General features: G+C 69.3%; 25 protein-coding genes. 5 read left to right on the forward strand and 20 right to left on the reverse strand.

Going from position 1 to position 25133, the window contains the following annotated elements:
- Positions 1-17 precede the first annotated feature (17 nt).
- The 10 genes from G6N64_RS25330 to G6N64_RS25375 form a co-directional block, all read right to left on the reverse strand.
- A complete protein-coding gene (locus tag G6N64_RS25330; RefSeq protein WP_163800565.1) occupies positions 18-845 on the reverse strand; it encodes an SDR family NAD(P)-dependent oxidoreductase in 828 nt (275 codons plus the stop codon).
- On the reverse strand, positions 842-1678 hold the full coding sequence (locus G6N64_RS25335) for an alpha/beta fold hydrolase (RefSeq protein ID WP_163800567.1): 837 nt from the start codon (positions 1676-1678) through the stop codon (positions 842-844). The genes G6N64_RS25330 and G6N64_RS25335 overlap by 4 nt, the downstream gene beginning before the upstream one ends.
- Positions 1679-1769: 91 nt before the next feature.
- Entirely contained in the window at positions 1770-2339 is a 570-nt protein-coding gene (locus G6N64_RS25340) for an NADPH-dependent FMN reductase (protein ID WP_163800568.1), read from the reverse strand.
- Positions 2340-2346: 7 nt separating this feature from the next.
- Complete coding sequence (locus tag G6N64_RS25345; RefSeq protein WP_163800569.1) at positions 2347-3342, reverse strand: cyclase family protein; 996 nt, start codon at positions 3340-3342, stop codon at positions 2347-2349.
- Positions 3329-4177, reverse strand: coding sequence for a coniferyl-alcohol dehydrogenase (locus G6N64_RS25350; protein WP_174266882.1), 849 nt, complete (start codon positions 4175-4177; stop codon positions 3329-3331). Before G6N64_RS25350 ends, G6N64_RS25345 begins: the two co-directional genes overlap by 14 nt.
- Positions 4174-5496: an LLM class flavin-dependent oxidoreductase gene (locus G6N64_RS25355; protein ID WP_163800570.1), complete on the reverse strand. Its 1323-nt coding sequence runs from the start codon at positions 5494-5496 to the stop codon at positions 4174-4176. The genes G6N64_RS25350 and G6N64_RS25355 overlap by 4 nt, the downstream gene beginning before the upstream one ends.
- 25 nt (positions 5497-5521) lie before the next feature.
- Positions 5522-7252, reverse strand: a complete 1731-nt coding sequence (locus tag G6N64_RS25360; protein ID WP_163800571.1) for an FAD-binding protein — start codon at positions 7250-7252, stop codon at positions 5522-5524.
- Positions 7249-8169, reverse strand: coding sequence for a 3-carboxyethylcatechol 2,3-dioxygenase (locus G6N64_RS25365; protein WP_246231329.1), 921 nt, complete (start codon positions 8167-8169; stop codon positions 7249-7251). The genes G6N64_RS25360 and G6N64_RS25365 overlap by 4 nt, the downstream gene beginning before the upstream one ends.
- Positions 8117-9811, reverse strand: coding sequence for a bifunctional 3-(3-hydroxy-phenyl)propionate/3-hydroxycinnamic acid hydroxylase (locus tag G6N64_RS25370; protein ID WP_163800573.1), 1695 nt, complete (start codon positions 9809-9811; stop codon positions 8117-8119). Before G6N64_RS25370 ends, G6N64_RS25365 begins: the two co-directional genes overlap by 53 nt.
- Positions 9804-10676, reverse strand: coding sequence for an alpha/beta fold hydrolase (locus G6N64_RS25375; protein ID WP_163800574.1), 873 nt, complete (start codon positions 10674-10676; stop codon positions 9804-9806). Before G6N64_RS25375 ends, G6N64_RS25370 begins: the two co-directional genes overlap by 8 nt.
- A gap of 108 nt (positions 10677-10784) precedes the next feature.
- On the opposite strand from G6N64_RS25375, the gene G6N64_RS25380 reads away from it, so the two are divergent.
- The gene (locus G6N64_RS25380; protein WP_163800575.1) at positions 10785-11489 is read left to right on the forward strand and encodes an IclR family transcriptional regulator; all 705 of its coding nucleotides are present in this window, start codon (positions 10785-10787) and stop codon (positions 11487-11489) included.
- Between the two features lie 14 nt (positions 11490-11503).
- A complete protein-coding gene (locus G6N64_RS25385) occupies positions 11504-13117 on the forward strand; it encodes an FAD-dependent oxidoreductase (protein WP_163800576.1) in 1614 nt (537 codons plus the stop codon).
- Between the two features lie 75 nt (positions 13118-13192).
- On the opposite strand, the gene G6N64_RS25390 is transcribed toward G6N64_RS25385, so the two are convergent.
- From G6N64_RS25390 to G6N64_RS25405, 4 genes are all read right to left on the reverse strand, one after another.
- A complete protein-coding gene (locus tag G6N64_RS25390; RefSeq protein ID WP_163800577.1) occupies positions 13193-14089 on the reverse strand; it encodes an enoyl-CoA hydratase in 897 nt (298 codons plus the stop codon).
- Between the two features lie 56 nt (positions 14090-14145).
- On the reverse strand, positions 14146-15291 hold the full coding sequence (locus G6N64_RS25395; protein WP_163800578.1) for a thiolase family protein: 1146 nt from the start codon (positions 15289-15291) through the stop codon (positions 14146-14148).
- A 37-nt stretch (positions 15292-15328) separates the two neighbouring features.
- A complete protein-coding gene (locus G6N64_RS25400) occupies positions 15329-15748 on the reverse strand; it encodes a Zn-ribbon domain-containing OB-fold protein (RefSeq protein ID WP_163800579.1) in 420 nt (139 codons plus the stop codon).
- A 99-nt stretch (positions 15749-15847) separates the two neighbouring features.
- Positions 15848-16759, reverse strand: coding sequence for an ArgK/MeaB family GTPase (locus tag G6N64_RS25405; protein ID WP_163802116.1), 912 nt, complete (start codon positions 16757-16759; stop codon positions 15848-15850).
- 117 nt (positions 16760-16876) lie between these two features.
- On the opposite strand from G6N64_RS25405, the gene G6N64_RS25410 reads away from it, so the two are divergent.
- Together G6N64_RS25410 and G6N64_RS25415 are read left to right on the forward strand one after the other, a co-directional pair.
- Complete coding sequence (locus G6N64_RS25410; protein WP_163800580.1) at positions 16877-17641, forward strand: SDR family NAD(P)-dependent oxidoreductase; 765 nt, start codon at positions 16877-16879, stop codon at positions 17639-17641.
- 4 nt (positions 17642-17645) lie between these two features.
- Positions 17646-18398 (forward strand): SDR family NAD(P)-dependent oxidoreductase, encoded by a 753-nt coding sequence (locus tag G6N64_RS25415; RefSeq protein ID WP_163800581.1) that lies wholly within the window; start codon positions 17646-17648, stop codon positions 18396-18398.
- A 209-nt stretch (positions 18399-18607) separates the two neighbouring features.
- Here G6N64_RS25415 and G6N64_RS25420 read toward each other — a convergent pair whose 3' ends face one another.
- Genes G6N64_RS25420 through G6N64_RS25435 form a run of 4 tightly spaced genes read right to left on the reverse strand, consistent with a single transcriptional unit; the run spans position 18608 to position 22679 of the window.
- Positions 18608-19372: an enoyl-CoA hydratase/isomerase family protein gene (locus tag G6N64_RS25420; RefSeq protein ID WP_163800582.1), complete on the reverse strand. Its 765-nt coding sequence runs from the start codon at positions 19370-19372 to the stop codon at positions 18608-18610.
- Between the two features lies 1 nt (position 19373).
- Positions 19374-20462, reverse strand: coding sequence for an acyl-CoA dehydrogenase family protein (locus tag G6N64_RS25425; RefSeq protein ID WP_163800583.1), 1089 nt, complete (start codon positions 20460-20462; stop codon positions 19374-19376).
- Positions 20449-21264: an acyl-CoA dehydrogenase family protein gene (locus tag G6N64_RS25430; protein ID WP_163800584.1), complete on the reverse strand. Its 816-nt coding sequence runs from the start codon at positions 21262-21264 to the stop codon at positions 20449-20451. Before G6N64_RS25430 ends, G6N64_RS25425 begins: the two co-directional genes overlap by 14 nt.
- The gene (locus G6N64_RS25435; RefSeq protein WP_163800585.1) at positions 21264-22679 is read right to left on the reverse strand and encodes a class I adenylate-forming enzyme family protein; all 1416 of its coding nucleotides are present in this window, start codon (positions 22677-22679) and stop codon (positions 21264-21266) included. Before G6N64_RS25435 ends, G6N64_RS25430 begins: the two co-directional genes overlap by 1 nt.
- Before the next feature lie 128 nt (positions 22680-22807).
- Between G6N64_RS25435 and G6N64_RS25440 the strand changes: the two genes are divergently transcribed.
- Positions 22808-23113 (forward strand): 2Fe-2S iron-sulfur cluster-binding protein, encoded by a 306-nt coding sequence (locus G6N64_RS25440; protein WP_163800586.1) that lies wholly within the window; start codon positions 22808-22810, stop codon positions 23111-23113.
- Here the strand turns inward: G6N64_RS25440 and G6N64_RS25445 are convergent.
- Both G6N64_RS25445 and G6N64_RS25450 read right to left on the reverse strand, forming a co-directional pair.
- Complete coding sequence (locus tag G6N64_RS25445) at positions 23101-24156, reverse strand: CaiB/BaiF CoA transferase family protein (protein ID WP_163800587.1); 1056 nt, start codon at positions 24154-24156, stop codon at positions 23101-23103. The two genes, G6N64_RS25440 and G6N64_RS25445, sit on opposite strands and share 13 nt — an antisense overlap.
- The gene (locus tag G6N64_RS25450) at positions 24153-25109 is read right to left on the reverse strand and encodes an LLM class F420-dependent oxidoreductase (protein ID WP_163800588.1); all 957 of its coding nucleotides are present in this window, start codon (positions 25107-25109) and stop codon (positions 24153-24155) included. The genes G6N64_RS25445 and G6N64_RS25450 overlap by 4 nt, the downstream gene beginning before the upstream one ends.
- Positions 25110-25133 lie beyond the last annotated feature (24 nt).

Raw genomic sequence — 25133 nt, forward strand, 5'->3', positions numbered from 1 at the left:
CGCACCGGGGCGGTCGATCACCTCGCGCCGGACCCGTCCCGATTCGGCTTGCGCACCATGACCTTTCCCGCGACGGTGCCGCCGTCCACGGGGAGCACCGTGCCGGTCACGTAGCGCGAGCGGTCGGTGGCGAAGTACAGCACCGCCTCGGCGACGTCGCTCGCGGCGCCCTCGCGCTTGAGCGGCCGGTCGTCGCGCATCTGCTGCCGGATGCGCGCCTCGAACTTCTCGAGCCGCTCCCGGTCCTCGTCGGTGGCCGCCGACCGCAGAATCGGGGTCGGGATGTTGCCCGGCGCGATGCAGTTGACCCTGATGTCGTAATGCGCCAACTCGATCGCGGCGGACTTGCTGAACTGGATGATGGCGGCCTTGGACGCGCGGTAGCTGGCGACGCCTCCGCCGGCGAGGATGCCTCCGATCGAGGCCATGTTGACGATCGCACCGCCGCCATGGTCGGCCATGTACCGGCCGGCATCTCGCGTACCCGCCATCACGCCGAGCAGGTTCACCCGCATCACGCTGTCGAACTCGGCGAAGTCCTCGTCGAAGAGACCCTTCTTGAGCGGACTCGACCGGCCCGCGTTGTTCACCATCACGTCCAGGCCGCCGAACTCGTCCACGGCGCGCGCCACCACCCGCGCGACGTCGTCCTGGTCGGCGACGTCGGTCCGCTGGAAGATCGCGGCGTCACCGAGGTCGGCGGCGAGCGCCTCGCCCAATTCGGTCTGCACGTCGGCGATCACGACGTGCGCGCCCTCGGCGACGAACCGCTCGACGATGCCCCGGCCGATGCCCGACGCGCCACCGGTGACGATGGTGGCCTTGCCCTCCAGTTCCGCGCTCACGACACGGTGCTCCCCTCCAGGAAGTCCAACAGCAGGTGGTTGACGGCCTCGGGCCGTTCGATCTGGGGGCAGTGCCCGGCGTCGTCGACGACGACCGAGCGCGCCCCGCCGATGCGTCCCGCGACGTCGGCGGCCCACCCGGACGGGAGCAGCTTGTCCCCCGCTCCCTCGACGACGAGCGTGGGCACTCCGATGCGCCCGTACGCGCGGTCGGTCGACGGCGTGGGCGGCGCCGTCGCACCCGGACGACGGAACCTGGCCGCGGCGATCGCCTCCCACGCTCCCGGCATGGCGCTCGACTCGTGGCGGCGCGTGACGTAGGCGTCGTCGTCGGGCCACTGCAGGCCCGCGAACAACGCGGTGACGATGCGGCGCATGCCGGCCACCGTGCCGTCGTAGTCGTAGAGGGCATCGGCATGCTCGTTGCGCTGGATCGCACCGCCGCCGCAGATCAGGGACAGGCTGCGGACCGGGAGTGCCGGAGACGCCGACGTGGTGTCGACGAGCAGATTGATCGCGCCCATCGAGTTGCCCACGAAGTGCGCCGACGTCACGCCCATCGTCGCGCAGAAGCGGGCGACGTGGCGGATGCGCAGGCCGCGGCCGTCGACGAAGTCCACCACCTTGGCGGAGTGGCCGTAGCCCAGCATGTCCGGGGCGAGGACGCGGTACCGGCTCGCCAGCGCGCCGATCGTGCACTCCCAGGCCAGGTCTGCGCTGGCACCGAACTCGCCGCCGTGCAGGAGGACGACGGTGTCACCCGAGCCCGCCTCGAGGTAGCCGGTGATCAGACCGTCGACGACGATCGACTTCCGCTCGAACGTGCTCGTCACCGCGGACACCGGCGACGACGTCGAACGCGCGGTGGTGGCGCGTATTTCGCCGATTCCTCGCCGTACCGGCACGTTCGGCGCAGTGGTGTGGTCACGCCGCCCGCGCCGCGCCGGCCACGAGTTGCATCGCGAGCATGTCCAGCTGGCCGCTGATGGCGTCGTCCACCAGTTCCCCGGCTTCGCCCCAGATCTGGTCGGCCGAGTTGATCGCGACGCCCAGCGGGGTGGGCCACGCCCGCAGCGCATGGCCGATGACCCGCAGCTGGCCGAGCGTCCCGACGGCGGCCTGCCATCCGTAGGCGCAACTGATGCACCCCCACGGCGTGTTGTCGAGGTAGACCCTGGCGTCACCGCGCAGATCCTCGATGTAGTCGAGGGCGTTCTTCACCAGTCCGGACACCCCGCCGTGGTACCCGGGCGAGCCGACCACGACGGCGTCGGCGTCGCGCAGTGCGGCGACCAGCGCGGTGGCCTTGTCGGTGCGGGCCGGCTCGTGCGGGTTGTACATGGGCAGATCGATGTCGTCGCCGCAGAAGAGCGCGGTCCGTCCACCACGCTGTTCGACCGCGGAGAGGCAGTGGCGCAGCGCTCGTTCGGTCGACGAGTTCGTCCGGAGCGTGCCGCCGAGTCCGACGATGAGGGGCTGAGGTCGAGGTGTCACGTGTGCCTCACTTGATCGCGATCGGGTTGACGGGCGCGCCGACCGCGCCGACCACCTTCAACGGCGGCGCGATCAGCTGGAATTCGTAGACGCCGTCCTGGCGGCAGTCCGCGGCGAGTCCCGCGAGGTTCCAGTACTCGCCGAGCATCAGACCCATGTCGCGCAGGCACAGCATGTGCATCGGCAGGAACGTGCCCTCGACCCCGTTGGCCGGGTCGGGGTCCTCGACCATCAGGTTGTCCGCGGCGACGGCGGCGACGTCGAGGTCGTGCAGCCACGACGCACACGTCCAGTCCAGACCCGCGCCGGGCTCGGCGCCGTCGCCCGTGTCGAGGAACCGCGTCCACCATCCGGTGTGCACGACGACGACGTCGCCCGAGCCGATCGACACGCCCTGCGCGGCGGCGACGTCGTCCAATTCCTGTGGCGTGATGGGAGTCCCGGGCCGGCAGAACACGTCCTCGCCGCGGTGGGCGACCACGTCCAGCAGCACTCCTCGCGACGTGATGCCCTTGACGTCGACCTTGTCGATGCCGCAGTGAAAGGCGCCGAAACTGGTCACCGAGTCGGCGGGAAATCCGTTGTAGAGCTTGTCCTCGTAATACACGTGGGACAGCGCGTCCCACTGCGTGGCCGCCTGCAGCGGCATGACGATCATGTCGTCGTTGAAGCGGAACGGATTGTCGGCGAAGAATGCACTGACGTCGGCCGCGACCGCGTTGCGCAGCCACTGCGGGCCGTACCGGACCAGGGTCTCGGCGTCACCGCCGTCGACGGTCATCACGTGAACCGGATTCTGCCGGAACTTGAACGCCCCCTGCGGTCCCGACGAGCCGAAGTCGCCGCCGAGCGGGATGACCGTGCCCTTCGTGACCGTCGCGGCCGCCTCGGCGACCTTCTCGGCGGTGATGAGGTTGAGCGTGCCCAGTTCGTCGTCGTCTCCCCACCGGCCCCAATTGCGGACGTCGTCGGCGACTCGGCGGAAGTCGTCAAGCGTCGCCATGGTCGGGTCCCTCCGTCAGTGCGCGGGCGTCGGCGAGATCGCCGAACACGTTCTCCGCGACCGTACCGCCGTCCACCCAGAGCACCTGGCCGGTGACGTAACTCGCCGCGGCGCTGTTGAGGAAGACCAGCGCGGCGGCTTGCTCGTCGGGTCCCGCGACCCGGCCCAGCGGGGTCCGGAAGGAATCCAGGAAGTCCTGCCCGTAGGCGGCCCGCAGCTGATCGAGGATCGGCGTGTCCGTGACGCCCGGTCCCGTGCAGTTGATGCGGATTCCCTTGGCTCCCAGCATGCCGACGTTCGCCATGCCGTACAGGATCAGCGCCTCCTTGGACAGTCGGTAGCCGCCGTCGGCGAGCGCATCCGGATTGCGCTCGCACCAGGCCACGCCGTCGGGCATGGTCTTGGTGCCCAGCAGACCCGCGGTCACCGTGGCGTTCTCGAGGTACCGCGATGCGGCGAGCGACGAGACGCCGGCGATCGCCGAACCCGGCGGCATCGACGGGATCATCCCCTCCGTGAACCGACGGGTGCCCAGGAAGTTGATCGTCACCACCCGCAACGGATTCTTGATCCCGGACGACACCCCGGCCACGTTGAACAGACCGTCGACCGGACCGCCGGCCGCAACGACGGCGTCGTCGATCGACGCCGTGTCCGACAGGTCCAAAGGATGGAACTCGTCGACCTCGACCGAGGGCGGCCGCACGTCCAGACCCACGACGTGGGCGCCGAGCCCGGTGAGCTGACCGACCAGCGCCGCGCCGATACCCGACGCGCAGCCGGTGACGACCATGCGCCGGCCGGCGTACCCCAGCAGATCCTCCGATGCCGTCACGAGCCCGCGGAACTCACGGCTTCCCGGGCGTCCTTCTCCTGCTGGGCGGCCTTCACCCGGCCCTCGTTGATCTCTGCCATCGCCTCGGGGATCTCACCGGCGGTGAACTTCCCGCCCTTGCCCGTCGGCAGCCCGCCGAACGCGTACGTCTCGTCGAACAGCGGCGCCTCCGACGGGCGACGGCGCGCCTCCACCTTCTCGATCACCGGTGCGAGCCGGATGGCCTTGGCTGCGACGGCCTTCGCGTCGCGCTCGATGAACTCGGGCAGCACCTCGCGACCCATGATCTCGATGGACTCCATCGTGCCCTCGTGGCTGCGCGGGTTGAGCAGCAGGATGATCTCGTCGACACCACTGGCCTCGTAGCCGCGCAGGAATTCGCGCACGGTGTCCGGGGATCCGATGGCACCGCGGCCCGGCCCGTAGGCGAGTGTCGGGTCCTCCTTGACCGCCTCCTGGTACAGGTCCCAGACGCCGGTGCGGCCGGGGGTGTGCATCCCGGTGAGGTAGTAGTGCATGATCCCGAACGAGAAGAAGCCGCCACCGGTTCCGAGACGCTTGAGGGCCTCGTCGTCGGACTTCGCCACCATCATCGACAGGTCGCCACCGATGGCCAGGATGTTGGGGTTCATGGCCGGTGTCACCGGCGCGCCCTCGTCCTCGAAGGTCCGGTAGTAGCCGTCGACGCGGTCCTTCAGCGCCTCCGGTCCGGTGTAGGCGAAACTCAGTGCGCCGATGGCCTTCTGGGCCGCCATCTGCACCGATGACGGGCGGGTGCACGCGACCCAGACCGGCGGGTGGGGCGACTGCAGCGGCTTGGGGATCACGTTGCGGGCGGGCATCTGGACGTGCTCGCCCTTGAAGCCGGTGAACGGCGCCTCGGTCATGCAGCGGATGGAGACCTCGAGCGCCTCCTCCCACATCGTGCGCTTGTCGGCGGGGTCGATGTCGAAGCCGCCCAGCTCCGCGACCGAGGACCCCTCACCGGTGCCGAACTCCACCCGGCCGTTGGACAGGTGGTCCAGCGTGGCGACCCGTTCGGCGATGCGCGCCGGGTGGTTGATCGGGGGCGGCAGGTGCATGACGCCGAAGCCCAGGCGGATGTCCCTGGTGCGCTGGCTCGCCGCGGCCAGGAACATCTCCGGCGCGGTCGAGTGACAGTACTCCTCGAGGAAGTGGTGCTCGGTCAGCCACACGGTCGAGAACCCCGCCTTGTCGGCCGCCTCGACCTCGTCCAGACCGTGCTGGAAGAGCTGGTGCTCGTCGCCGTCCGACCACGGCCGGGGAAGCGGGAACTCGTAGAACAGTGAGATCTTCATCATTACCTCCGATAGGTGTTGGACGTCATGGGGAGTAGGGCACCGTCGTGGATTCCTCGGCCGCGATGTGGCGGGCGGCCACGTACCCGAAGGTCATCGCCGGCCCGATCGTGGCGCCGGCGCCCGCGTAGCTGCGGCCCATCACCGCTGCGCTGGCATTGCCCGTCGCGTACAGACCGTCGATCACCGAGTCGTCGTCGCGCAGCACCCGCGCGAATTCGTCGGTGCGCAGCCCGCCGGACGTCCCGAGGTCGCCCAGGATGATCTGAAATGCGTAGTACGGGGGCTTGCCCAGCGGGTGCAGGTTCGGGTTCGGCAGTGTCGGGTCGCCGTAGTAGTTGTCGTACGCGCTGTCCCCGCGACCGAAGTCGTCGTCGTGACCCGTTCGGGCCAACTCGTTGAAGCGTTCCGCGGTCGCCCGCAGCGTCGCGGCGGGGACCCCGATCTGATGCGCGAGTTCGGTGAAGCTGTCGCCCTGCTTGACGATTCCCGACTCCAGCCAGGCCTCGGGGACCTTCCGTCCGGTCGGCACCGGCGCGAACGGGATCTTGGGGATCGGCAGGTGGCCGCCCACGACGTAGCGGTGGAACGACCGGATGTCGGTGATCAGCCAGCACGGGATGTGGTCCACGCCGGTGCGCTGCCCGTCGATCATCGCGTGGGCGAAGTCCATGTAGGGAGCCGCCTCGTTGACGAACCGTTCACCGGCCCCGTTGACGACGAACTGCGACGGCATCATCCGCTCGTTGAGCATGAACTGCAGTCGGCCGTCCGGCCAGCACATCGCGGGGAACCACCACGCCTCGTCGAGGAGTTCGGTGGCCGCGCCGACCTTCTCCCCCGCCCTGATCCCGTCGCCCATCGACGCGGGATTGCCGAAGCTCCAGTCCTTCTCGAGTTCGGGCAGGTGCTCGCGCCGCCACGCCATGTCGTGGTCGAACCCACCGCTGGCGATGATCACACCGCGTCGCGCCCGGATCCGCAGCGTCCGGCCCTCGCGCTCGACGACGGCGCCGACGACGCGGCCGTCGACGTCGGCGATCAGCTCGGTCATCGGCGAGTCCAGCCACAGCGGCACGTCGTGTTCGGCCAGCGCCAGCCGCATCCGCGCCATCAGTGATTGGCCGATGGCCGCCATGCGGTCGCCGAAGACGTGCGCGCGGACCATCCGCCAGATGAGCTTGACCATCACGGCCTTGCCGCGCCAGTTCTGGCGCACCTGGTAGAACAGCCGCAGGTCCTTGGGGGCGAACCAGATGCCCTTGGGCGCCAGCGCCAACGGGGCCAGCATGTTGGCCTCCTCGTCGCCGAGTGCCCGCAGGTCCATCTCCGGCACGTTGATGGTGCTGCCACGTTCGGAGCCGCCGGGCAACTCTGGGTAGTAGTCGGCATATCCCGGCTTCCACACGAAGTCGAACCAGGGACTGGACCGCTCGAGGAACTCCATCATCTCCGGCGCGGCGTCCACGTACCGGCGCAACCGCGCGTCGCCGACGAGCCCGCCGGTGATCGTCCTGAGGTAGTCGAAGACGCCGTCGGGATCGGGCGTATAGCCCGCCCGGCGCTGCGACGGTGCGCCGGGCACCCAGATGCCGCCACCGGAGAGCGCCGTGGACCCACCGAACCGCGAGGACTTCTCGACCACCAGCGTGTCGAGGCCGTCGGCGTTCGCCGTCAGCGCCGCGGTCATGCCGCCGCCGCCCGATCCGACGACGAGGACGTCGATCTCGTGGTCGAAGGCTGCGTCGGTGCTCACTGGACGTGCACCGCCGTCCGCACCGCGAAGCCCGCGATCAGGTCGGGCGCCGCGCGGTAGTACCGCGAACCCGTCTCGTACCGGCCACGGGCCGCCATCGCCGAGAAGGCCGCGATCCAGGTCCGCACCTCGTGCGCCGAGTTTCCGGCCTCGGCGGCGATCCACGCGTTGGTCCAGCCGTCGACGTCGGCGACGCGGTTGGTGTCGAGCAGTTCCAGCAAGGCGTCGTCCCAGTCCGGGTTGAGGGGTCGAAGTGCGCTCGCGCCGTGCGCGAAGTCGTGGGCAGCCGCCATGACGGCGCTCTGCCGGGCCGCGCGCTGTTCGGCCGACATCGGCTCGCCGTGCACGATGCGGCCGTGCGCCGCGGGCGGCGCGGTTGCCAGCGTGGGCACCGGCGGATCGTGGCTCAGCCCACCGGATCCCACGATCAGGACGCGCTTGCCGAGGGTGGCGAGGAAGTCGCCGACGGCGGTGCCCAGCGCCCGCGCGCGTCGGATCGGGGCCAGCGGGGTGGCGACGGAGTTGATGAAGATCGGGATCACGGGCACCGAATCGACTGCGCCGAAGAGCGTCTCGAGCGGTTGTACTGTGCCGTGGTCGACGTCCATGCTCGACGACAGCGCGACGTCGACGTCGGCCGCCCAGACCGCTTCGGCGCAGGCGGTCGCGACGTCCGTGGGCACGTCGAGGGGCCCGGCGTGGGTGCCGTAGTCGCCGACGCCGGTGGCCGCGGTGCCGATGCAGAACGACGGCATCAGGCGGTAGAAGAACCCGTTGTAGTGGTCGGGCGAAAAGATGACCACCAATTCGGGATCGAAGGCGCGCACGAACTCTCGCGCCGTCGTCAGTGCGGCCTCGACGTCGTCAAGGAGTTCGGGTGACGGTCCCGGCAGATTCAGCAGCGGGCTGTGCGACATGCAGCACAGCGCCAGCGACGTCTCGGTGTTCATGGGATTGCGGTCCTCCCTTCGTCACGTGGAGGACTCCGAACAGTGCGGTGCTCATCTCGGGGGCGAGTTGGGCGATGCAGGCGCCGGCGATGCACCGGTCGGGCCGGACGAAGAGGACCGACTCGGTGTGCGCGTCGAAGAAGGACTTGAGCGCACCGGTGCGGTCGCCCACGATCACGACGTCGGGGTCGTCGTGTCCGGTCCAGTGCAGCTGGGTCTGCGGCCGCACGGCGACGAACCTGGCGCCGAGAGTCCTCCACCGCTGGAACGCCACGTCACCGAGCAGCCGGCGTGGGTCGTTGTTCCAGGCGAGCACCGCGAAGCCGGTACCGAGCACGTCGTCGAGCAGCACGTTCTGCTCGGTGCGGGTGTCCACGCGCGGCTGGATGAACAGCGTCCCGGTGGGAGACGTGGCGTCGCGCGCGACGCCGTCGAGGTGCGCGACGGCACCCTGGTCGTAGCGGGGCATCGGCTTGAAGCGCATCTCCAGGACGTAGCGCTTCAGGGTCGGTACCACCGAGGCCGATCGGATCAGTCTGTCGCGCAACGTCGCCACGTGCCGGTTGGTCGGCGAAATCACCCGTCCGACCATGGTCGACAGGTCGATCATCGCCCTCGCATGCTTGCGGCGTTCGGCGTCGTAGGTGTCGAGCAACGCGTCCCCCGCATGCCCGTTGATGACCGCGGCCAGCTTCCAGCCGAGGTTGGCCGCGTCCCGGATGCCGCTGTTGTAGCCCTGCCCCTGCCAGACCGGCATGAGGTGCGCGGCATCGCCGGCGAGGAACACCCGACCGGTCCGGAACGCGCTCGCGATGCGGGAGTGGTGGGTGTAGACGCGGTGCCGGATGACGTCGACGCGGTCCGGGTGCGGCAGGAACGGTTCGAGCATCCGCGTGATGAAGGACGGCTGCTCGACCTGCTCGTCGGTCTCGTCGGCGTGAATCATGAACTCGAAGCGGCGAATTCCGTGTGCGATGGAGATCGACGCGTAGGGCCGGGCCGGGTCCGCGCCCACCTCGCTGTTCGGATGCCCGAGGGGGTCGGTCGCGACGTCGATGACGAGCCACCGCGTCGGCGAGGTGGTGCCCTCGAACGTCACGTTCGCCAGACGCCGGGTGGCACTGCGGCCGCCGTCGCATCCCACGACGTAGCGGGCGGTCACGGGAGGTCTGCCGTCGAGGCCGACCGTCACGCCGTCCGCCTCCTGCGTGCACGACTCCATCCGAGTGTTCCAGGCGACCTCGACGGCCTCGTAGCGGTCGAGGCCGCGCAGGAGTTCGGCGTCGACCATGGGCTGGACGAAGCCGTTGCGCTTGGGCCAGCCGAATCGTGCGTCGGGCGGGGCCATCTCGGCGAGGAGTTTCCGGTTGCCGTCGTAGAACCGCAGGATCTGGTTGGGCACGGTGTGCGGCAGGACGCGCTCGACGAGGCCGATCGACTGGAAGGTGCGCAGCGCCTCGTCGTCCAGGCCGACACCGCGCGGGTAGTCGATCAGGGTGTCGCGCTCGTCGACCACCAGCGTCCGGACTCCCTGTGCGCCCAGGACGTTGGCCAGGGTGAGGCCGACGGGTCCGGCGCCGACGACGAGGACGTCGACGCGCTCAGCCATCGGTCCGCCCCAGGAGGAAGTCGACGTGCAGCCGGTTGAAGGTCTTGGCGTCCTCGTACTGGGGCCAGTGCCCGCAGTCGGGCATGACCTCGAATCGCGCGCCGGGGATCATCGAGGCGATTCGGTTACCCTCGCTGACGTCTGCGGTGGGGTCGTCACTGGTCCAGAGGACGAGGGTCGGCGCGGTGATGGCACCGTACTCCCGTGGTCCCAACAGGTTCCGCGCTCTGATCTGCGGGTCCTGCAGGGCCATGATGTCGCTCATCGCGGCGACGAAGCCGGGTTGACGGTAGATGCGCTGCCTGCTGGCGACGATGTCGTCGTAGTCCTTGGACTTGTCGGCCATCAGCCACCTGATGCGTGCACCGACGGTCTCCCAGGACGGGTCCTCCGCGGCGGCCATCGACAGGGTGATGATCCGCTTCATCACCTCGGGGTCGGCCTGGGATCCGCCGGCGGTGTTGAGCACCAGCCGGTCGATGCGGTCGGGGTGGTCCGACGCGGCGCGCGCGGCGACCCAGCCGCCGAGCGATTCGCCGGACAGCAGCACCCGGTCGCTGCCGATCGCGTCGAAGACGGCGAGAAGATGCTCGACGTAGTGCGGGATCTCGAGTGGGTGGCCGGGCTTGTCGGTGTAGCCGTGCCCCAGCATGTCGATCGACCAGGTCGAGAAGTGCTCGGCGTGCGCCTCCAGGTTGCGCACGTACGCCTCGGCGTGGCCGCCGGACCCGTGCAGCAGCACCAGCGTCGGCAAGTCCGCGTCGCCTGCGTGGAGGTAGCGCGTCCGCACTCCTCCGGCGTCCAGGAAGCCCTGCGAGAAGGGGACGCCCTGTAGATCGCTCCACACGCTTTCGAACTCCGCCACGAGGCCCCTTCCCGGCTCACCGTTGAGAATGTCATTCTCTTGTGCGGCAATCAATGTGTGCTAATATCGCACAACAATGTGCACTATCCATAGAGCATCACTTCCGCGATGATGTCTGTCAAGGACGGCGGACCCGCCGAAAGGGTCGCGGCGGGATCACAGACACTGGCCCGCGGCCTGTCGGCGCTGCAGGCCGTGGCGAGTTCTCCGGCCGGCATCACCGCGCAACAGGTCGCCGAACACGTCGGGGTGCACCGGACCATCGCCTACCGGCTGCTCAGCACCCTTGCGCAGCAACGGTTCATCGTGAAGGCCGAGGACGGACGCTATCGGCCGGCGGCCGCACTCGCGGTGCTCGGCGCATCGTTCGACAACAACTTGCGCGCGCTCTCCGTACCCACCCTGCGGACCCTCGCCGACGATCTCGGCGCCACGGTGTCACTGCTCGTGGCGGAGGGCGACCAGCAGGTGGCCGTCGCGGTCATCGTGCCGACGCTCGTCTTCTATCAGCTGTCGTTCCACGAGGGCAGCCGCTACCCGCTCGAGCGCGGGTCGGCGGGCCTCGCACTGCTGGCCAGCATGCCGCCCCGGCCGGGCGAGCGGGACCTGGTGCCACAGACCCGGGAACAGGGCTGGGTCATCACCCACGGCGAGGTCGAACCCGATACCTACGGTCTGGCCGTGCCCGTCCGGCGCAAGCCGCCGTCGCCGCCGACGTGCATCAACCTCATCTCGCACCGCCAGGACGTCCTCATCGAGGGGCGCGATGCGGTGATCGCGGCGGCCAGGCAGCTGTCGAACATCCTCGGTTGACGGAAGGGGTTGCGATGGCGACCGATTCGGAGTTCACGTGGGACCGCGACGTCGACGTCGTCGTCCTCGGCACGGGAGGCGCGGGACTGACCGCGGCGCTGACCGCTGCCGCGGGCGGGGCCACCGTCGCCGTCTACGAGAAGGCGGCCACCGTCGGCGGCACCACCGCGGTGTCCGGCGGCATCGTGTGGATACCGGCACACCACCGCTCCCCCGACGGAGAACTCACGATCGAGGACGCCATGCGCTACCTCGAGGCGCAGTCACTCGGTGCGATGGACGACGACCTGGTCGAGACCTTCGTGCGCACCGGTCCCGAGATGCTCGACTTCGTCGAAGCGCACAGCGAGTTGCAGTTCGAGATCGCCGCGGGCTTCCCGGACTACAAGCCGGAACTGCCCGGCGGTCGCCCGTCCGGCGGCCGCTCCCACAACGCCCGACCCGTCGACCTCGCCCGCCTCGGCGAGTGGGGTTCGCGGATCACCTCCTTCCCGGTCGACTTCAGCAACGTCGGCATCGACGCCGAGACGCGGGCACGCATCCATGCCAACGTGGACGCGTCGCTCGCCGAGCCGTGCGTGGCGGGTACCGCGCTGATCGCCGGCCTGCTCAAGGGCCTCCTGGACCGCGGCGTCGAGCCCGTCACGGGGGCGCGGGCGGTCGAGCTGCTGGTGGTCGACGGCAGGATCGGAGGGGTGCGACTGTCACTCGATGGCAACGACGTTCACGTCCGCGCGCGGCGCGGCGTGGTGCTGGCCACCGGCGGGTTCGAATGGGACCGGACGCTCGTCGAGGCGTATCTGCGCGGTCCGATGCACGGGCCGGTCTCGCCGCCGAACAACACCGGCGACGGCCTGCGGATGGCGATGGCCCACGGCGCCGACCTCGCCAACATGGGCGAGGCGTGGTGGGTGCCGATCGTCCAGATCCCCGGCGACACCATCGACGGCCACCCGCGCAGTCGAAGTGTGCGACTCGAACGCACCCGGCCGCGCAGCATCATCGTCAACCGCGCGGGCAAGCGCTTCCTCAACGAGGCCGGAGAGTACAACTCGATGGCCGGCCCGTTCCACCACCTCGACCCGCGGTTCGGCTACCTCAACGACCCGGCGTGGATCGTCTTCGACTCGCTACACCTCAAGAAGTACGGCTTCCTCGGCGTCGACCCCGACGCGGAGGCACCCGAGTGGTTCCGCAAGTCGGCCGACCTCGCCGAACTCGGCGAGCAGACCGGCATCGACGCCGAGGGCCTCGCACGCACGCTCGACGGCTGGAACGAGGCCGTCGCCGAGGAACACGACCCCGACTTCCACCGCGGATCGAGCGCATACGACGGCTACTGGGGAGACACCTCCGCGTCCTCGCCCGCGCTCCAGACCCTCGGTCCGATCGACACCGCGCCGTTCTACGCGGTCCCGGTGACCGTCGGCGCCATGGGCACCAAGGGCGGCCCGCGCACCGACGGGGACGGGCGGGTCCTGCACGTGTCGGGCGAACCGATCGCCGGGCTGTTCGCCGTCGGCAACGCGATGGCCGGCGTCACCGGCAAGGCCTACGGCGGCGCGGGTGGCACGCTCGGACCCGCGATGGTGTTCGGCTATCGGGCGGGCCGAGCGCTCAGTACGTGAGAGTCTTGCGCCGACACCACGGTTGGTGACGGATTTCGCCGGTTCTCCGTCATCTTCCGCAGTCTCGCGGACGGTCTAGGGCTGGTCCCTGACCGACGGCTGAATGGGCGGCGCCTCGCGCCAGTTCGGCAGGCCGTCGGACTCGTTGGCGACCGGGAACCCGCCGCCGTGCACCTGCGACCAGTGGCTGTGGTTGAGCTGATGCATCGTGAAGCAGGCGTTGAGGGAGTTGTGGAAGCCCTGGTTGTCCTGGGTCTGGTTGACCGACTCCTTGATGAGCAGCGCAGCCATCGTGGGGACCTTGGCGATCCGCCGCGCGAAGTCGAGCGTCTTGTCGGCCAGCTCGTCGGCGGGGAACACCTTGGACACCATGCCGAGGGCGTACGCCTCCTCGACCGACAGCGAATCACCGGTCAGCATGAGTTCCTTGGTCTTTCGCGCACCGAACTCCCACGGGTGGGCGAAGTACTCGACGCCGCACATCCCCAGGCGGGTGCCGACGACGTCGGCGAAGGTCGTGTTGTCCGCGGCCACGATCAGGTCGCAGGACCACATCAGCATCAGTGCCGCCGCGTAGACGTCACCGTGCACCGAGGCCACGGTGATCTTGCGCAGATCGCGCCAGCGACGGGTGTTCTCGAAGAAGTAGTGCCACTCCTGCAGGAGCAGCTTCTCGGCGCCCGCGCGCGTCGCCCCGTTCTCGCGGAAGCTCGGGTGCTGATCCGGTCCCGGCTGGTACTCCTGCATCATCGCCTTGGAACCGAGGTCGTGACCCGAGGAGAACATCGGCCCGTTGCCCCCGAGGATCACGACGCGCACGTCGTCGTCGGCCTCGGCCCGAAGGAAGGCGTCGCCCAATTCGACCAGCAGGCCGCGCTGTTGGGCGTTGCGCTGCTCGGGACGGTTCAGCATGATCCGGGCGATGGTGCCCTCGTCGAGGGTCTCGTAGGTGACGAAGCGGTAGTCGGCCATGGAGCGCACTCTATTCCTTGGAGAACGGCGTTACCGGACGGGGTGGCGCCGTCGACTCAGAGCGAGAGGATGGTCGCCGAGGCCGTTCCCGGCGCTCCGTAGACCTGCGCCAGACCGACCCGCGGGTTGCCCGGAACCTGACGTTCTCCTGCCTCGCCGCGCAACTGGCGGACCAGCTCGTGCATCTGCCGCAGCCCGGACGCGCCGATCGGCTCGCCGTTGGCGATGAGGCCGCCGTCGGTGTTGACCGGCATCGAGCCGCCGATCTCCGTGGCCCCATCGGCCAGCAGCTTCTCCTGGTCGCCGTCGGCGCACAGGCCCGTCTCCGCCATGTGGATGACCTCCGCACCGGCGTCGGTGTCCTGCAGCTGTGCCACGTCGACGTCCTCGGGCCCGATGCCCGCCGCCTCGTAGGCCGCCTTCGCCGCGTAGACGGTGGGCGACGAATCCGCGTCCAGCGGAGCGGACGTCGCATGCACCTCGTAGGCGCCGAACCGGCGGGTGCGAATCTCGCTGGCACGCACGAACACCGGCTTGTCCGTGTACTGGTGCGCCAGGTCGCCGCGGCACATGATGACGGCCGCCGCACCCTCGTCGGGCGCGCAGAACATGAACTGCCGCAGCGGGTAGTTGAGCACCGGCGACGCCATGATGTCCTCTTCGGAGATCGGCTTGCGCCGGAACGCGTTGGGGTTCAGTGCCCCGTTGCGGAAGTTCTTCGCCGCCACCTTGGCGAGGGTTTCCTCGCTGATGTTGTGGTCGTGGAGGTATTTGTTGGCCTTCATCCCGAAGAACTTGGTGGTGACGAACTGTCCGTTCTCGGCGTACCACTGGGGCAGCGCGAGCTTGGCCGGGTCGTCGGTGAACGCGCCGCGCGGGTGCTTGTCCAGTCCGACCGCGATGCCGATGTCGTACTTGCCCAGCCGGATCGTGTCGGCGGTCTGCTGGATGGCGCTCGCCGACGTGGCGCAGGCGTTGAAGACGTTGGTGAACGTGATGCCGGTGAGTCCGACCAGGCGCGTGACGGAGTCGGGGTTCGAGACCTCGTAGCTTCCGCCGAAGCCGAACTGGATGTCCTGCCACTCGAGACCGGCGTCCGCCAGCGCGCCGTGGATGGCCTCGGCGCCCATCTCGACGGCTGACTTCTCGAACCGGCCGAACGGATGGATGCCGACGCCGATGATGGCTACGTCGTTGGTCATGTCGGTGCCCCTTACCTGTGGCTCTTCGCGCAAGCGCTCATCGGGAAATCGGCTGGAAGGCGAACGTCACGATCTCGTTGCCCTCGGCGTCGGTGGCGAACGGGATGAAGGTCAGCTCGACGTCCATGCCGAATCCGAGCTTGGCGGGATCGTTCTCGGTGAGCCGACCCTCGACGCGGATGTCGTCACCGAGCTGGACGAGGCCCACGCCGAACGGCACGAAGTCCTTGCCCGTCGGCCCCGCGTAGGGCGCTCCGGGCGGGAATCCCTGCGTCGTCCAGGCCACCACCGTGCCGCGGCGCGGCAGCAGGGCGTCGGTCATCTGCGCCCGGCTGCACTTGGGGCAGTGCGACTGTCGCGGGAACACGGTCGCCGCGCAAGCTCCGCACGTGCTGCCGATCAGCTGTGGACTCTCGTCCGGCCAGGTCGAGATCGTCGGATCGATCGCCTTCTGCATCGGGGCTCCTCGGCACTGAGACATCGCGGATCAAGAATACGTTCACGAAACAGTACAACACGGTTTGCGAAAAGCGGAAAGATCATTCTCATCGGTCCGTCAGGACGGATCGAGGCGGTCGTCCGGCGGGCCGGCGGGCGGTTCCTGGCCCGCATCGGAGAGCAGCGCGCGGGTGGCGGAATACACGTCGAGGCGACCCTCGGCCACGGCACCGGCCAGTTCGTCGAGCCCACCGTGCGCGCGCAACGCGCTCTGCGCCAGCGACAGGATCTGCGCACGCGCACGGGCCGCCCGCCGCACGGGGTCGTCCGCCCGGTGGTGCGCCTCGATCGCCTCGACGAGTTCGTCGATGCCCTCGTTGCGGGCGGCGACGATCTTCAGGATCGGCGCGGCGGTCTCGGCGTGCAGGTCGCGAACCGTCTGATCGGCGCCGTCGCGGTCGGCCTTATTGATCGCCACGATGTCGGCGACCTCGAGCAGCCCAGCCTTGGCGGCTTGAACGGCATCGCCCGCACCGGGGTTGAGGATGACGACGGCGGGGTCGGCAACTGCGGAGATCTCGATCTCGGACTGTCCGACGCCGACCGTCTCGAGAAGCACGACGTCGTAGGACAGGTCGGCGAGCAGACGCACCGCCGCGGGCACTGCGGCCGCCAGTCCTCCGAGGTGACCGCGGGTGGCCACCGATCGGATCAGCACGTCCGCGTCGTCGATGTGCGCGGCCATCCGGATGCGGTCGCCGAGCAACGCTCCCCCGCTGTACGGCGACGACGGATCGACCGCGAGCACCGCGACGCGAAGCCCGCGTCGCCGGTAGGCCGACACCAGCACGGCGATCGTCGTCGACTTGCCGGCACCGGGCGGACCGGTCACGCCGATGACGCGCATGGTCCGGTCACCGAGCAGCGCCAGCACCTCGTCACGCCGGTCACTCTCGACGAGGCTGAGCAGGCGGCCGACTGCACGCGTGGATCCGTTGTGCGCGTTGGCGAGGAGTTCGGCGATGGTCATCTCGCCGCTCACACTAGTGACGGCGCATGGCTCCGGCGGCGCATCGGCATACCCCTTCCCGTCCTCATGAGAATGTTATTCTCTCGTTTCGAGAGTCAACGTTGCAAGGAGGGCGTCATGCAGATCGCAGGAAGCTCGGCGATCGTCGTCGGTGGAACGGGTGGACTCGGGGAGGCCACCGTCCGCCGCCTCCACGCCGCGGGGGCCAAGGTGGTCGTCGCCGACGTCGCCGACGACAAGGGCAGGGAACTCGAGTCCGAGCTGGGCGTGCGCTACGTCCACACGGACGCCACGTCCGAGGAGTCGGTCAACGCCGCGATCGCGGAAGCGCAAGCCCTTGCGCCGCTACGCATCTCGGTGGACACCCACGGTGGCCCCGCGAGCGGGGGGCGACTGGTCGGCAAGGACGGTTCGCCGCTGGACCTCGACGGTTTCAAGAAGACCATCGAGTTCTACCTGACGGCGGTGTTCAACGTGATGCGCCTGTCGGCCGCGGCGATCGCCACCACCGAGCCCCTGGAGGAGGGTGCCCGGGGCGTCATCGTCAACACCGCGTCCATCGCAGGCTACGAGGGCCAGGTCGGTCAACTCCCCTACGCCGCAGCCAAGGGCGGCGTGCTGGGGATGACGCTGGTCGCGGCGCGGGACCTGTCCCCGCTCGGCATCCGCGTCGTGTCGATCGCTCCCGGCACGATCAACACGCCCGCGTACGGCAAGGCCGCCGATCAACTCGAGCAGTACTGGGCGCCGCAGGTCCCGTTCCCCAAGCGGATGGGACGGTCGACCGAGTACGCACAGCTGGCGCAGAGCATCATCGAGAACGACTACCTCAACGGCGAGGTCATCCGCCTCGACGGTGCTCTGCGCTTCCCACCCAGGTGATCCCGTGACGACGGGCGGGCCGCTCGACGGCAAGGTTGCGTTCGTCGCCGGTGCCAGCCGCGGCATCGGTGCGACGGTGGCCCGCCACCTCGCCGCCGCGGGCGCAGCGGTCGCGGTGGCTGCGCGCTCCGAGGAGCGAGGCAAGCTGCCCGGCACGATCGGCTCGGTCGCCGCGGAGATCACCGACGCCGGCGGGCGGGCGCTCGCGGTGGCGTGCGACGTCACCAGCGAGGAGTCGGTCGACGCCGCGGTGGCAGCGACGGTGACCGAGTTCGGCGGCATCGACGTGCTGGTCGCGAACGCGGGCGTGCTGTGGTTCGGCCCCATCGAGTCGACCCCGCTCAAACGCTGGCAGCTGTGCCTCGACGTGAACCTGACCGGCGTCTTCCTCGTCACCAAGGCCGTCATCCCGCACGTGCGGGCGCGCGCCGGCGGATCGCTGATCGCGGTGACGACCACCGGCGTCGGGATGGTCGACTCCGGTGCCAACGCCTACTGGGTGTCGAAGGCCGCCGCCGAACGCCTCTACCTCGGCCTGGCCGCGGACCTTCGCGGTGACAACGTCGCCGTCAACTGCCTGAGCCCGTCACGCGTCGTCCTCACGGAGGGGTGGCAGGCCGGTGGCATGGCCATGGAGATCCCACCCGAGATGGTCGAGCCGCCCGAGGCGATGGGCAGGGCTGCCGTGCTCTTGGCCGGCCAGGACGCCTCCGGGATCACCGGAACCGTCCAGCGCTCCGAGTCCCTGCCCGCCTGAGCGCCTCAACGTCTTCCGCGAGCGTGCGTGTCTGCGGCCGACACGCCGAGTTAGAACCCGAGTTAGCGCACGGTCGGTGAGGCTGGCTGCCGCCGTGATCACCGGGGCGACGGCACACGACCGCGTGCCCATCCTCGCGAGCGTGCGCAAACTCCCGCTCAGGACCGGCGTGTCGTCTGCAGACACGCACGCTCGCCGGAGGTCGGCCCCTAGCCCTTCGCGATCAGGCCGTCGACGATGCGGTTGAAGTCAGCGGTGCCGAACGACACGTACTCGGCGAGGTTGGCGTAGTCGAGCGACGCCATCACCGAACGCTCCAGCTGGATGTTCATCAGACGCTTGGTGGCCTCGACGGCCTGCTGCGGCAGCTCGAGGATCTTCTTCGCCGCCGCGATGGCCTCGGCCAGTGGATCGGCGACGACGTGGTTGGCGAGACCGAGTTCGAGAGCCCGCGGCGCCTTGATCCGCACGCCGGTCAGCGCGAACTCCTTGGCCAGCAGCAGACTGATCTGCGAGCCCCACACCAGCGGTCCCCCGTCGGCGGCGACGAGCCCGATCTGCACGTGCGGATCCGCGAAGTGCGCGGTCTCTGCCATGTAGACGATGTCCGACAGCGCGGCCAGGCTGCAACCCAGGCCGACGGCCGGCCCGTTGACCGCGGCGATCACCGGGATGCGGCACCTCACCATGCCGATGACGAGGTCCCGACCGTGCTTGATCGTCTTCTGCCGCAACGCCTCATTGCTGCGCAACTCGTCGAGGTAGTGGAAGTCGCCGCCCGCCGAGAACGCGCGGCCCGCTCCGGTGATCACGGCGACGCGCGCACCGGCGTCCTCGTTGAGCGCCTCCCAGATCTTGGCGAGCCCGACGTGCAGATCGTCGTTGACGGCATTCAGCGCATCGGGGCGGTTGAGCGTGATGATCCGCAACGCGCCATCGGCTTTGACGTCGATCTCGTCCGGCATGTCGTACACGTCAGGCTCCCAATCCAAGAATGCGTTGCGCGATGATGTTCTTCTGAATCTGCGACGTGCCGCCCATGACGCTCTGCGCGCGGCTGTACAGGTAGGCGCCGAAGAGTTCCTCGTCGCTGGTGCCGAGGGTCGCGAGCGTCGCATGTCCCACCGATTGCTCGACCCACGTCATCAGCAGCTTGTCCAGCGAACCGTCCGGCCCGTGCACGATCCCGTCCAACTGCTCGGACAGACGCCGCCGCACGTGCAGGCGCAACATCTCGGTCTGCACCCACGCCCACGACAACTCGTCGGGCGGCGTGCCGTCGACCCGGCCGGCCAGTTGCCGCACCAGCTTTCCGTAGCGCGCCGAGAACCCGAGGGTCGACGGCTCGCGTTCGTGGCTGACGACCGTCATGGCGAGCTTCCACCCGTCGCCGGGAGCACCGACCATGTTGTCGGCGGACACCCGCGCACCGTCGAACTCGACCTGCCCGAATTCCTTGGTGACACCGCTGATCATCTTCAGCGGTCGCTGCACGATGCCCTCCTCGTGCATCGGCACGATGAACGCCGAGATCCCCTTGTGCTTGGGCACGTCCCGGTCGGTCCGCGCGAGGACCAGACACCAGTCGGCGACGTCGGAGTAGCTGGTCCAGATCTTGTGACCATGGATGACGTACTCGTCCCCGTCGGCGACGGCCGTCGTCGTCAGCGACGCGAGGTCAGACCCGGCGCCCGGCTCGCTGAAGCCCTGGCACCACCGCTCGGACCCGTCGATCATGCCGGGCAGGAACCGTTGGCGCAGTTGCTCACTGCCGTGATGGCTGAGGCCGACGACCAGGTACCCGAGGCTCGGACGTGCGGGTGCGCCGGCCTTGGCGATCTCCTCGTCGACGATGACGTCGTAGACCGCGGGCAGGTCCCGTCCACCGTAGGCGGCGGGCCAGGTGGTCCCGAAGAACCCCGCCGCGAACAGCGCCTGGTGCCACCGACCCTGCGCCGCCCAGTACTCGTCCCCCGAGGTCGGGAACATGCCCTTCTGCTCGAGCAACCAGGTGCGCAGCTTCGCGCGGAACTGGGCCTCCTCCGGTGAGTCACGAAAGTCCAACGGTCAACTCCTCCAGCTTCACCGGCCACGTCTCGGTGGCGGTCAGGACGCGACGCAGGTAGACGTGCGCGAGGCACTCCCAGGTGTTGCCGATGCCGCCGTGCACCTGGATCGACGTCTCGCAGACGGTGAGAGCAGAACGGGCGCAATAGATCTTCGCGACCCTGCCCGCCTCGACCGCCTCCACCACGGGCAGCTCGTCGACGGCCCATGCGGCGTGCCGCAACACGCTGATCGAACCCTCGATCAGCGCCAGGCTCTCGGCGAGCAGATGTCGCACCGCCTGGTAGGAGCCGATGGTCGCGCCGTACTGCTCGCGCACCTTCGCGTATTCGGTGGCGAGCGCCAGCGTTCCCCGCGCCGCACCGACGAGATCGGCCGTCGTCGCGGCGAGGGCGAGCGCGTACCAGCGGGCGGCGTCCTCGTCGGCCAGGTCTCCGAGTTCCACCGGCGACTCCGCCACACCGGCCAGGCCGTGCGTCAGATCGATCGACGGTCCATCGGACGGAGGCACGGCCACCTCGCGGCCGAGCCGTCGCGACAGGTCGTCGGCCAGCACCGGTCCGACGAAGGGCACGTCGACCAAGCCTCGGGCGAACTCCTCCGCCACGATGGCGACCTCGACTCCCGACGCCTCGTCCGAGCGCAGGGTCCGCCAACCCGTGGCGTCGACGTTCTTCTCGAGTCGGGCGACGCGGCCACCGTCGTCGAGGTCGGCGACCGACCCGGGGCCGAGGTCGTCTGCCAGTTTGGCGGCAGCGTCGCGCAGTTGCCGCTGCTCGGACGTCAGACGGACGTCCATCAGATCGCTTCGCTCTTGGCGGAGTCGCTCATCACGCGGTCCTTCAGCACTCGGCGCAACACCTTTCCGGAGGGAAGTCGAGGGATCTCCTCGACGAAGACGACCCGGCTCGGTCGCTTGTACGACGCCAATGAATCGGCGACGAGGCCGGTCAACTCGTCTGATTCGACTGCACCGCAACGAGACACGGCGGCGACGATCGCCTCGCCGCTGACCGGGTCGGGCACCCCGAACACCGCGCAGTCCGCGACGGCGGAATGGCCGTGCAGCACCGCTTCGATCTCGGCGGGCGCCACCTGGAATCCGCGGACCTTGATCATCTCCTTGGATCGGTCGGTGATCCGCAGCCAGCCGTCGGCGTCGAGGTGCCCGACGTCGCCCGTGCGGTACCAGCCGTCGACGAAGGCGGACTCGGTGGCGTCGTCGGGCAAATAACCCGCCATCGCCGAGGGCGACGACACCCAGATCTCGCCGTCGTCTCCGATCGGCACGGGTTCGCCGGTCTCCGGCGACGTGATGCGCAGCCGGACCCCGGGCACGGCTCGGCCGACGGTGTCCAGTTCCGCGCCGTCCAGGACGTTGCACGTGATCACGGGTAGCTCGCTGGCGCCGTAGGCGGTCACCCAGGTGACGCCCGCCCGGCGTGTCACCTCGTCGGCGACGCTTCGGGTCACGGGCGTCGCGCACCACACGACGTAGCGCAGTGACGACAGGTCGTAGTCCTCGAGGCGGGGATGTGCTGCCAGCGCCAGCGCGATGGGCGCCACGGCCATCTCAATCGTGATGCGGTCGGCCTCGATGTGCCGCAACATGGTCTCCACGTCGAAGCGGGGGTGCAGCCGGATCCATGCCCCGGCGTCGAAGGCGGTGGCGATGTTGAGGAGTCCGAGGATGTGCGACGGCGGCGTCAGGATCTGCATCCGGTCGTTCGGCGTCAGCCCCAACGCCGCCCGCCAATGTGCGACGGCCGCCGCGAAGCCACCATGCGTGTGCCGGACGGCCTTGGGCATGCCGGTGGTGCCCGAACTGAAGACGAACAGTGCGTCCGAACCGGGCGCGGGCGTGTCGAATTCGCGACGGCCCGGGGTGACCGGGGAGTCGAGGTCGAGCATCGGCATGGCCTCGGCGAGCACGGGATTGTCGCCCACCGCGTGCGACGGCGTCGTCAGCGCCAGGGCGTGGTCCACCTCGGCGCGTTTCCACGACGTGCTGAGCAGCACTACGGCCGCGCCGAGGCGCCAGATGGCCTGCATCGCGACGACGAATTCGGGCCGGTTGGACGACATCAACGCCACCCGGTCACCGGTACGCACGCCGCGTTGCTCCAGGATGGTTGCCATGCCGCTGGTGAGGGCGTCGAGTTCGGCGCGGGTGTACTGCCGGTCGCCGTATGCGAGGAGGGCGGTCTCGGTCACTGCTCGGCCCTTCCCGCTGGTCGCCCGACAGTGGACGATGGCTCGCAGACGTTGGTTGAGAATAGCCTATCAATAATGGAGAATAGTATTCTCGCAAGAACAGAATCTCAATACCAGGAGTGGGTGTGATGGGTGCAGATCCGGTGCCGTCGGGCGAGGCCGGCGAGGTCAAGATCCTCCTCGACCGGAAGACTGCGTCGGTCAAGATGGTGCCCGGCGAGACGTTGCTCGAAGCCGCCCGGCGTGCCGGGATGGGACCGCCCTTCTCCTGCGAGGCGGGCAACTGCGGCACCTGTATGGCCAAGCTGGTCGAGGGCCGGGCGACGATGCGCGTCAACGACGCACTCGACGAGGACGAGGTGGAGGACGGGTACGTACTGACCTGCCAGGCGGTCCCCGACACCACGGACGTCTACGTCTCCTACGACGACTGAGACTGAGCCGAGTATTCGTCGAGTTCGGGTGCGGCCCGGTACTCCGGCTCGTACCCGGCCACCTTCACCGAGCCCCCGACCAGACGGAAGTCGCCTGCCGTGACCACCGCGTCGGGCGTCGCCTCCAGCGCCTCGGGTAGTGACCGGACGGCTGCCGCGGGAATCCCCAGAGGTGCAAGCCGTTCCTGCCAGCCGACGGCGGTATCCGTCGCGAGCACCACCGTCACCAGCGCCAGCACCTCGTCCCGGCGCGCCGACCGCTCCGCCATCAGTCCGAAACCGCCGAGGCCGGCCTCCTGCGCGAACGACCTCCAGAAGCCGTCGTGGGTGATGAAGAGCGCCAGGTAGCCGTCCTTGGTCGGAAACAGCTGCGCCGGAACGTAGTACGAGTGCGCGCCGTGCGGATGCCGTCGCGGCACCACCCCATCGTTCAGGTACGCCGACGCGCGGTAGTTCAGCTGCGAGAGCATCACGTCGCGCAGCGAGACGTCGACCTGACCACCGCGTCCCGACACGATCTGCGCGAGCAGACCCAGCGCCGCGGTCAGACCCGTGGAGTTGTCCGCCGACGAGTACCCCGGCAGCGTCGGAGGACCGTCCGGGTCACCGGTCATCGCGGCCACCCCCGTGGCGGCCTGCACCACGTAGTCGAACGCCGGATCGTCGCCGCCGTCGAGGCCGTAGCCGGTCAGCGCGACGCACACGATCTTCGGATTGAACTCCGACAGCGCCTCGTACGTCAGGCCCAGCTTGCGGATCACCGACGGCTTCATGTTGACCAGCAGCGCATGGGATTCGGTCACGAGTTCGCCGAGTCGCCGACGTCCGTCGTCGGAGGCGAGGTCGAGGCAGACGCTCCGCTTGTTGCGGTTGAGGCTGGCGAAGTAACTCGCCCCGACCTGACGCGAGATCTCGCCGCCGGGTGGCTCCACCTTGATCACCTCGGCGCCGAGATCCGCCAGCATCATGGTCGCGTAGGGACCGGCGAGCATGACGCCCACCTCGAGGATGCGGATGCCGGCAAGCGGGCCCACCGACGTCACTTGACGGCCTTGACGAGCTCGGCGATCACCTCGCGCGTGCGGTACTTCGACGCGACGAGTTCGTCGCGGGTGTCGCCGATCGGCAGCAGCCGTACCGACAGGTCGGTCACGCCGGCGTCCGCGAACTGCTTGAAGCGCTTGAGGATCGACTCCTCGTCACCCGCGGCACAGAGGTCTCCCACGTTGCGCGCGTCGCCACGGTCGAGCAGCTTCTGATAGTTGGGCGACGTCTCGGCCTCGGCCAGGATGCGATTGGCCCGGTCCTTGGCGGCGTCGATCTCGGAGTTTGCGCACAGACACACGGGGATGCCGGCCACGATGCGCGGCGCCGGGCGGCCCGCCTCGGCGGCGGCCTTGGTGATCCTGGGTGCGATGTGGTCGCCGATCGACTTCTCGTCGGCCATCCACAGGACCGTGCCGTCGGCGTGCGCGCCGGCGATCTGCAGCATCACCGGTCCGAGCGCGGCGACCAGGACGGGCATCGGCGTCGCCACGCCCAGTGCGGTCGGGTTGTGGACGGTGAACGAGTCGTTCTCGACGTCCACCGCACCCGGTCCGGCGGTCGCGGCGTTCAGCACCTCGAGGTAGTCCCGGGTGTAGCCGGCCGGCTTCTCGTAGGGCAGCCCGAGCATGTCCCGGATGATCCAGTGGTGTGACGGGCCGACCCCCAGCGCCAGCCGGCCACCGGCGACGGCGTTCACCGAGAGTGCCTGGCGCGCCAGTGCGATCGGGTGCTGAGCCTGTAGCGGAACGACGGCGGTGCCCAGTTCGATGCGCGACGAGTGCGCCGCCATCAGCGCGACCATCGTCAGGCAGTCGAAGTCGTCGGGCACCTGCGGCATCCACGCGGTGTCCATGCCCGCGGCGTCGGCCCACTCGACGTCGGCCACCAGCTTGGCCACCTTGCGCGCCATGTCGCCGCGCTCGGCCCCGATCATCACGCCCAGTCTCATGCGTACTCCAGTTCCTCGGTCCGC

Source organism: Mycolicibacterium sediminis, assembly GCF_010731735.1.
Taxonomy (GTDB): Bacteria; Actinomycetota; Actinomycetes; order Mycobacteriales; family Mycobacteriaceae; genus Mycobacterium; species Mycobacterium sediminis.

Coding starts and splice junctions, on each gene's coding strand:
- G6N64_RS25345 (WP_163800569.1), bottom strand. CDS start 3,342: ATGGCGACGCTTGACGACTTCCGCCGAGTCGCCGACGACGTCCGCAAT.
- G6N64_RS25355 (WP_163800570.1), bottom strand. CDS start 5,496: ATGAAGATCTCACTGTTCTACGAGTTCCCGCTTCCCCGGCCGTGGTCG.
- G6N64_RS25365 (WP_246231329.1), bottom strand. CDS start 8,169: ATGTCGCACAGCCCGCTGCTGAATCTGCCGGGACCGTCACCCGAACTC.
- G6N64_RS25370 (WP_163800573.1), bottom strand. CDS start 9,811: ATGGCTGAGCGCGTCGACGTCCTCGTCGTCGGCGCCGGACCCGTCGGC.
- G6N64_RS25380 (WP_163800575.1), top strand. CDS start 10,785: ATGATGTCTGTCAAGGACGGCGGACCCGCCGAAAGGGTCGCGGCGGGA.
- G6N64_RS25385 (WP_163800576.1), top strand. CDS start 11,504: ATGGCGACCGATTCGGAGTTCACGTGGGACCGCGACGTCGACGTCGTC.
- G6N64_RS25390 (WP_163800577.1), bottom strand. CDS start 14,089: ATGGCCGACTACCGCTTCGTCACCTACGAGACCCTCGACGAGGGCACC.
- G6N64_RS25395 (WP_163800578.1), bottom strand. CDS start 15,291: ATGACCAACGACGTAGCCATCATCGGCGTCGGCATCCATCCGTTCGGC.
- G6N64_RS25400 (WP_163800579.1), bottom strand. CDS start 15,748: ATGCAGAAGGCGATCGATCCGACGATCTCGACCTGGCCGGACGAGAGT.
- G6N64_RS25405 (WP_163802116.1), bottom strand. CDS start 16,759: ATGACCATCGCCGAACTCCTCGCCAACGCGCACAACGGATCCACGCGT.
- G6N64_RS25410 (WP_163800580.1), top strand. CDS start 16,877: ATGCAGATCGCAGGAAGCTCGGCGATCGTCGTCGGTGGAACGGGTGGA.
- G6N64_RS25430 (WP_163800584.1), bottom strand. CDS start 21,264: ATGGACGTCCGTCTGACGTCCGAGCAGCGGCAACTGCGCGACGCTGCC.
- G6N64_RS25440 (WP_163800586.1), top strand. CDS start 22,808: ATGGGTGCAGATCCGGTGCCGTCGGGCGAGGCCGGCGAGGTCAAGATC.
- G6N64_RS25450 (WP_163800588.1), bottom strand. CDS start 25,109: ATGAGACTGGGCGTGATGATCGGGGCCGAGCGCGGCGACATGGCGCGC.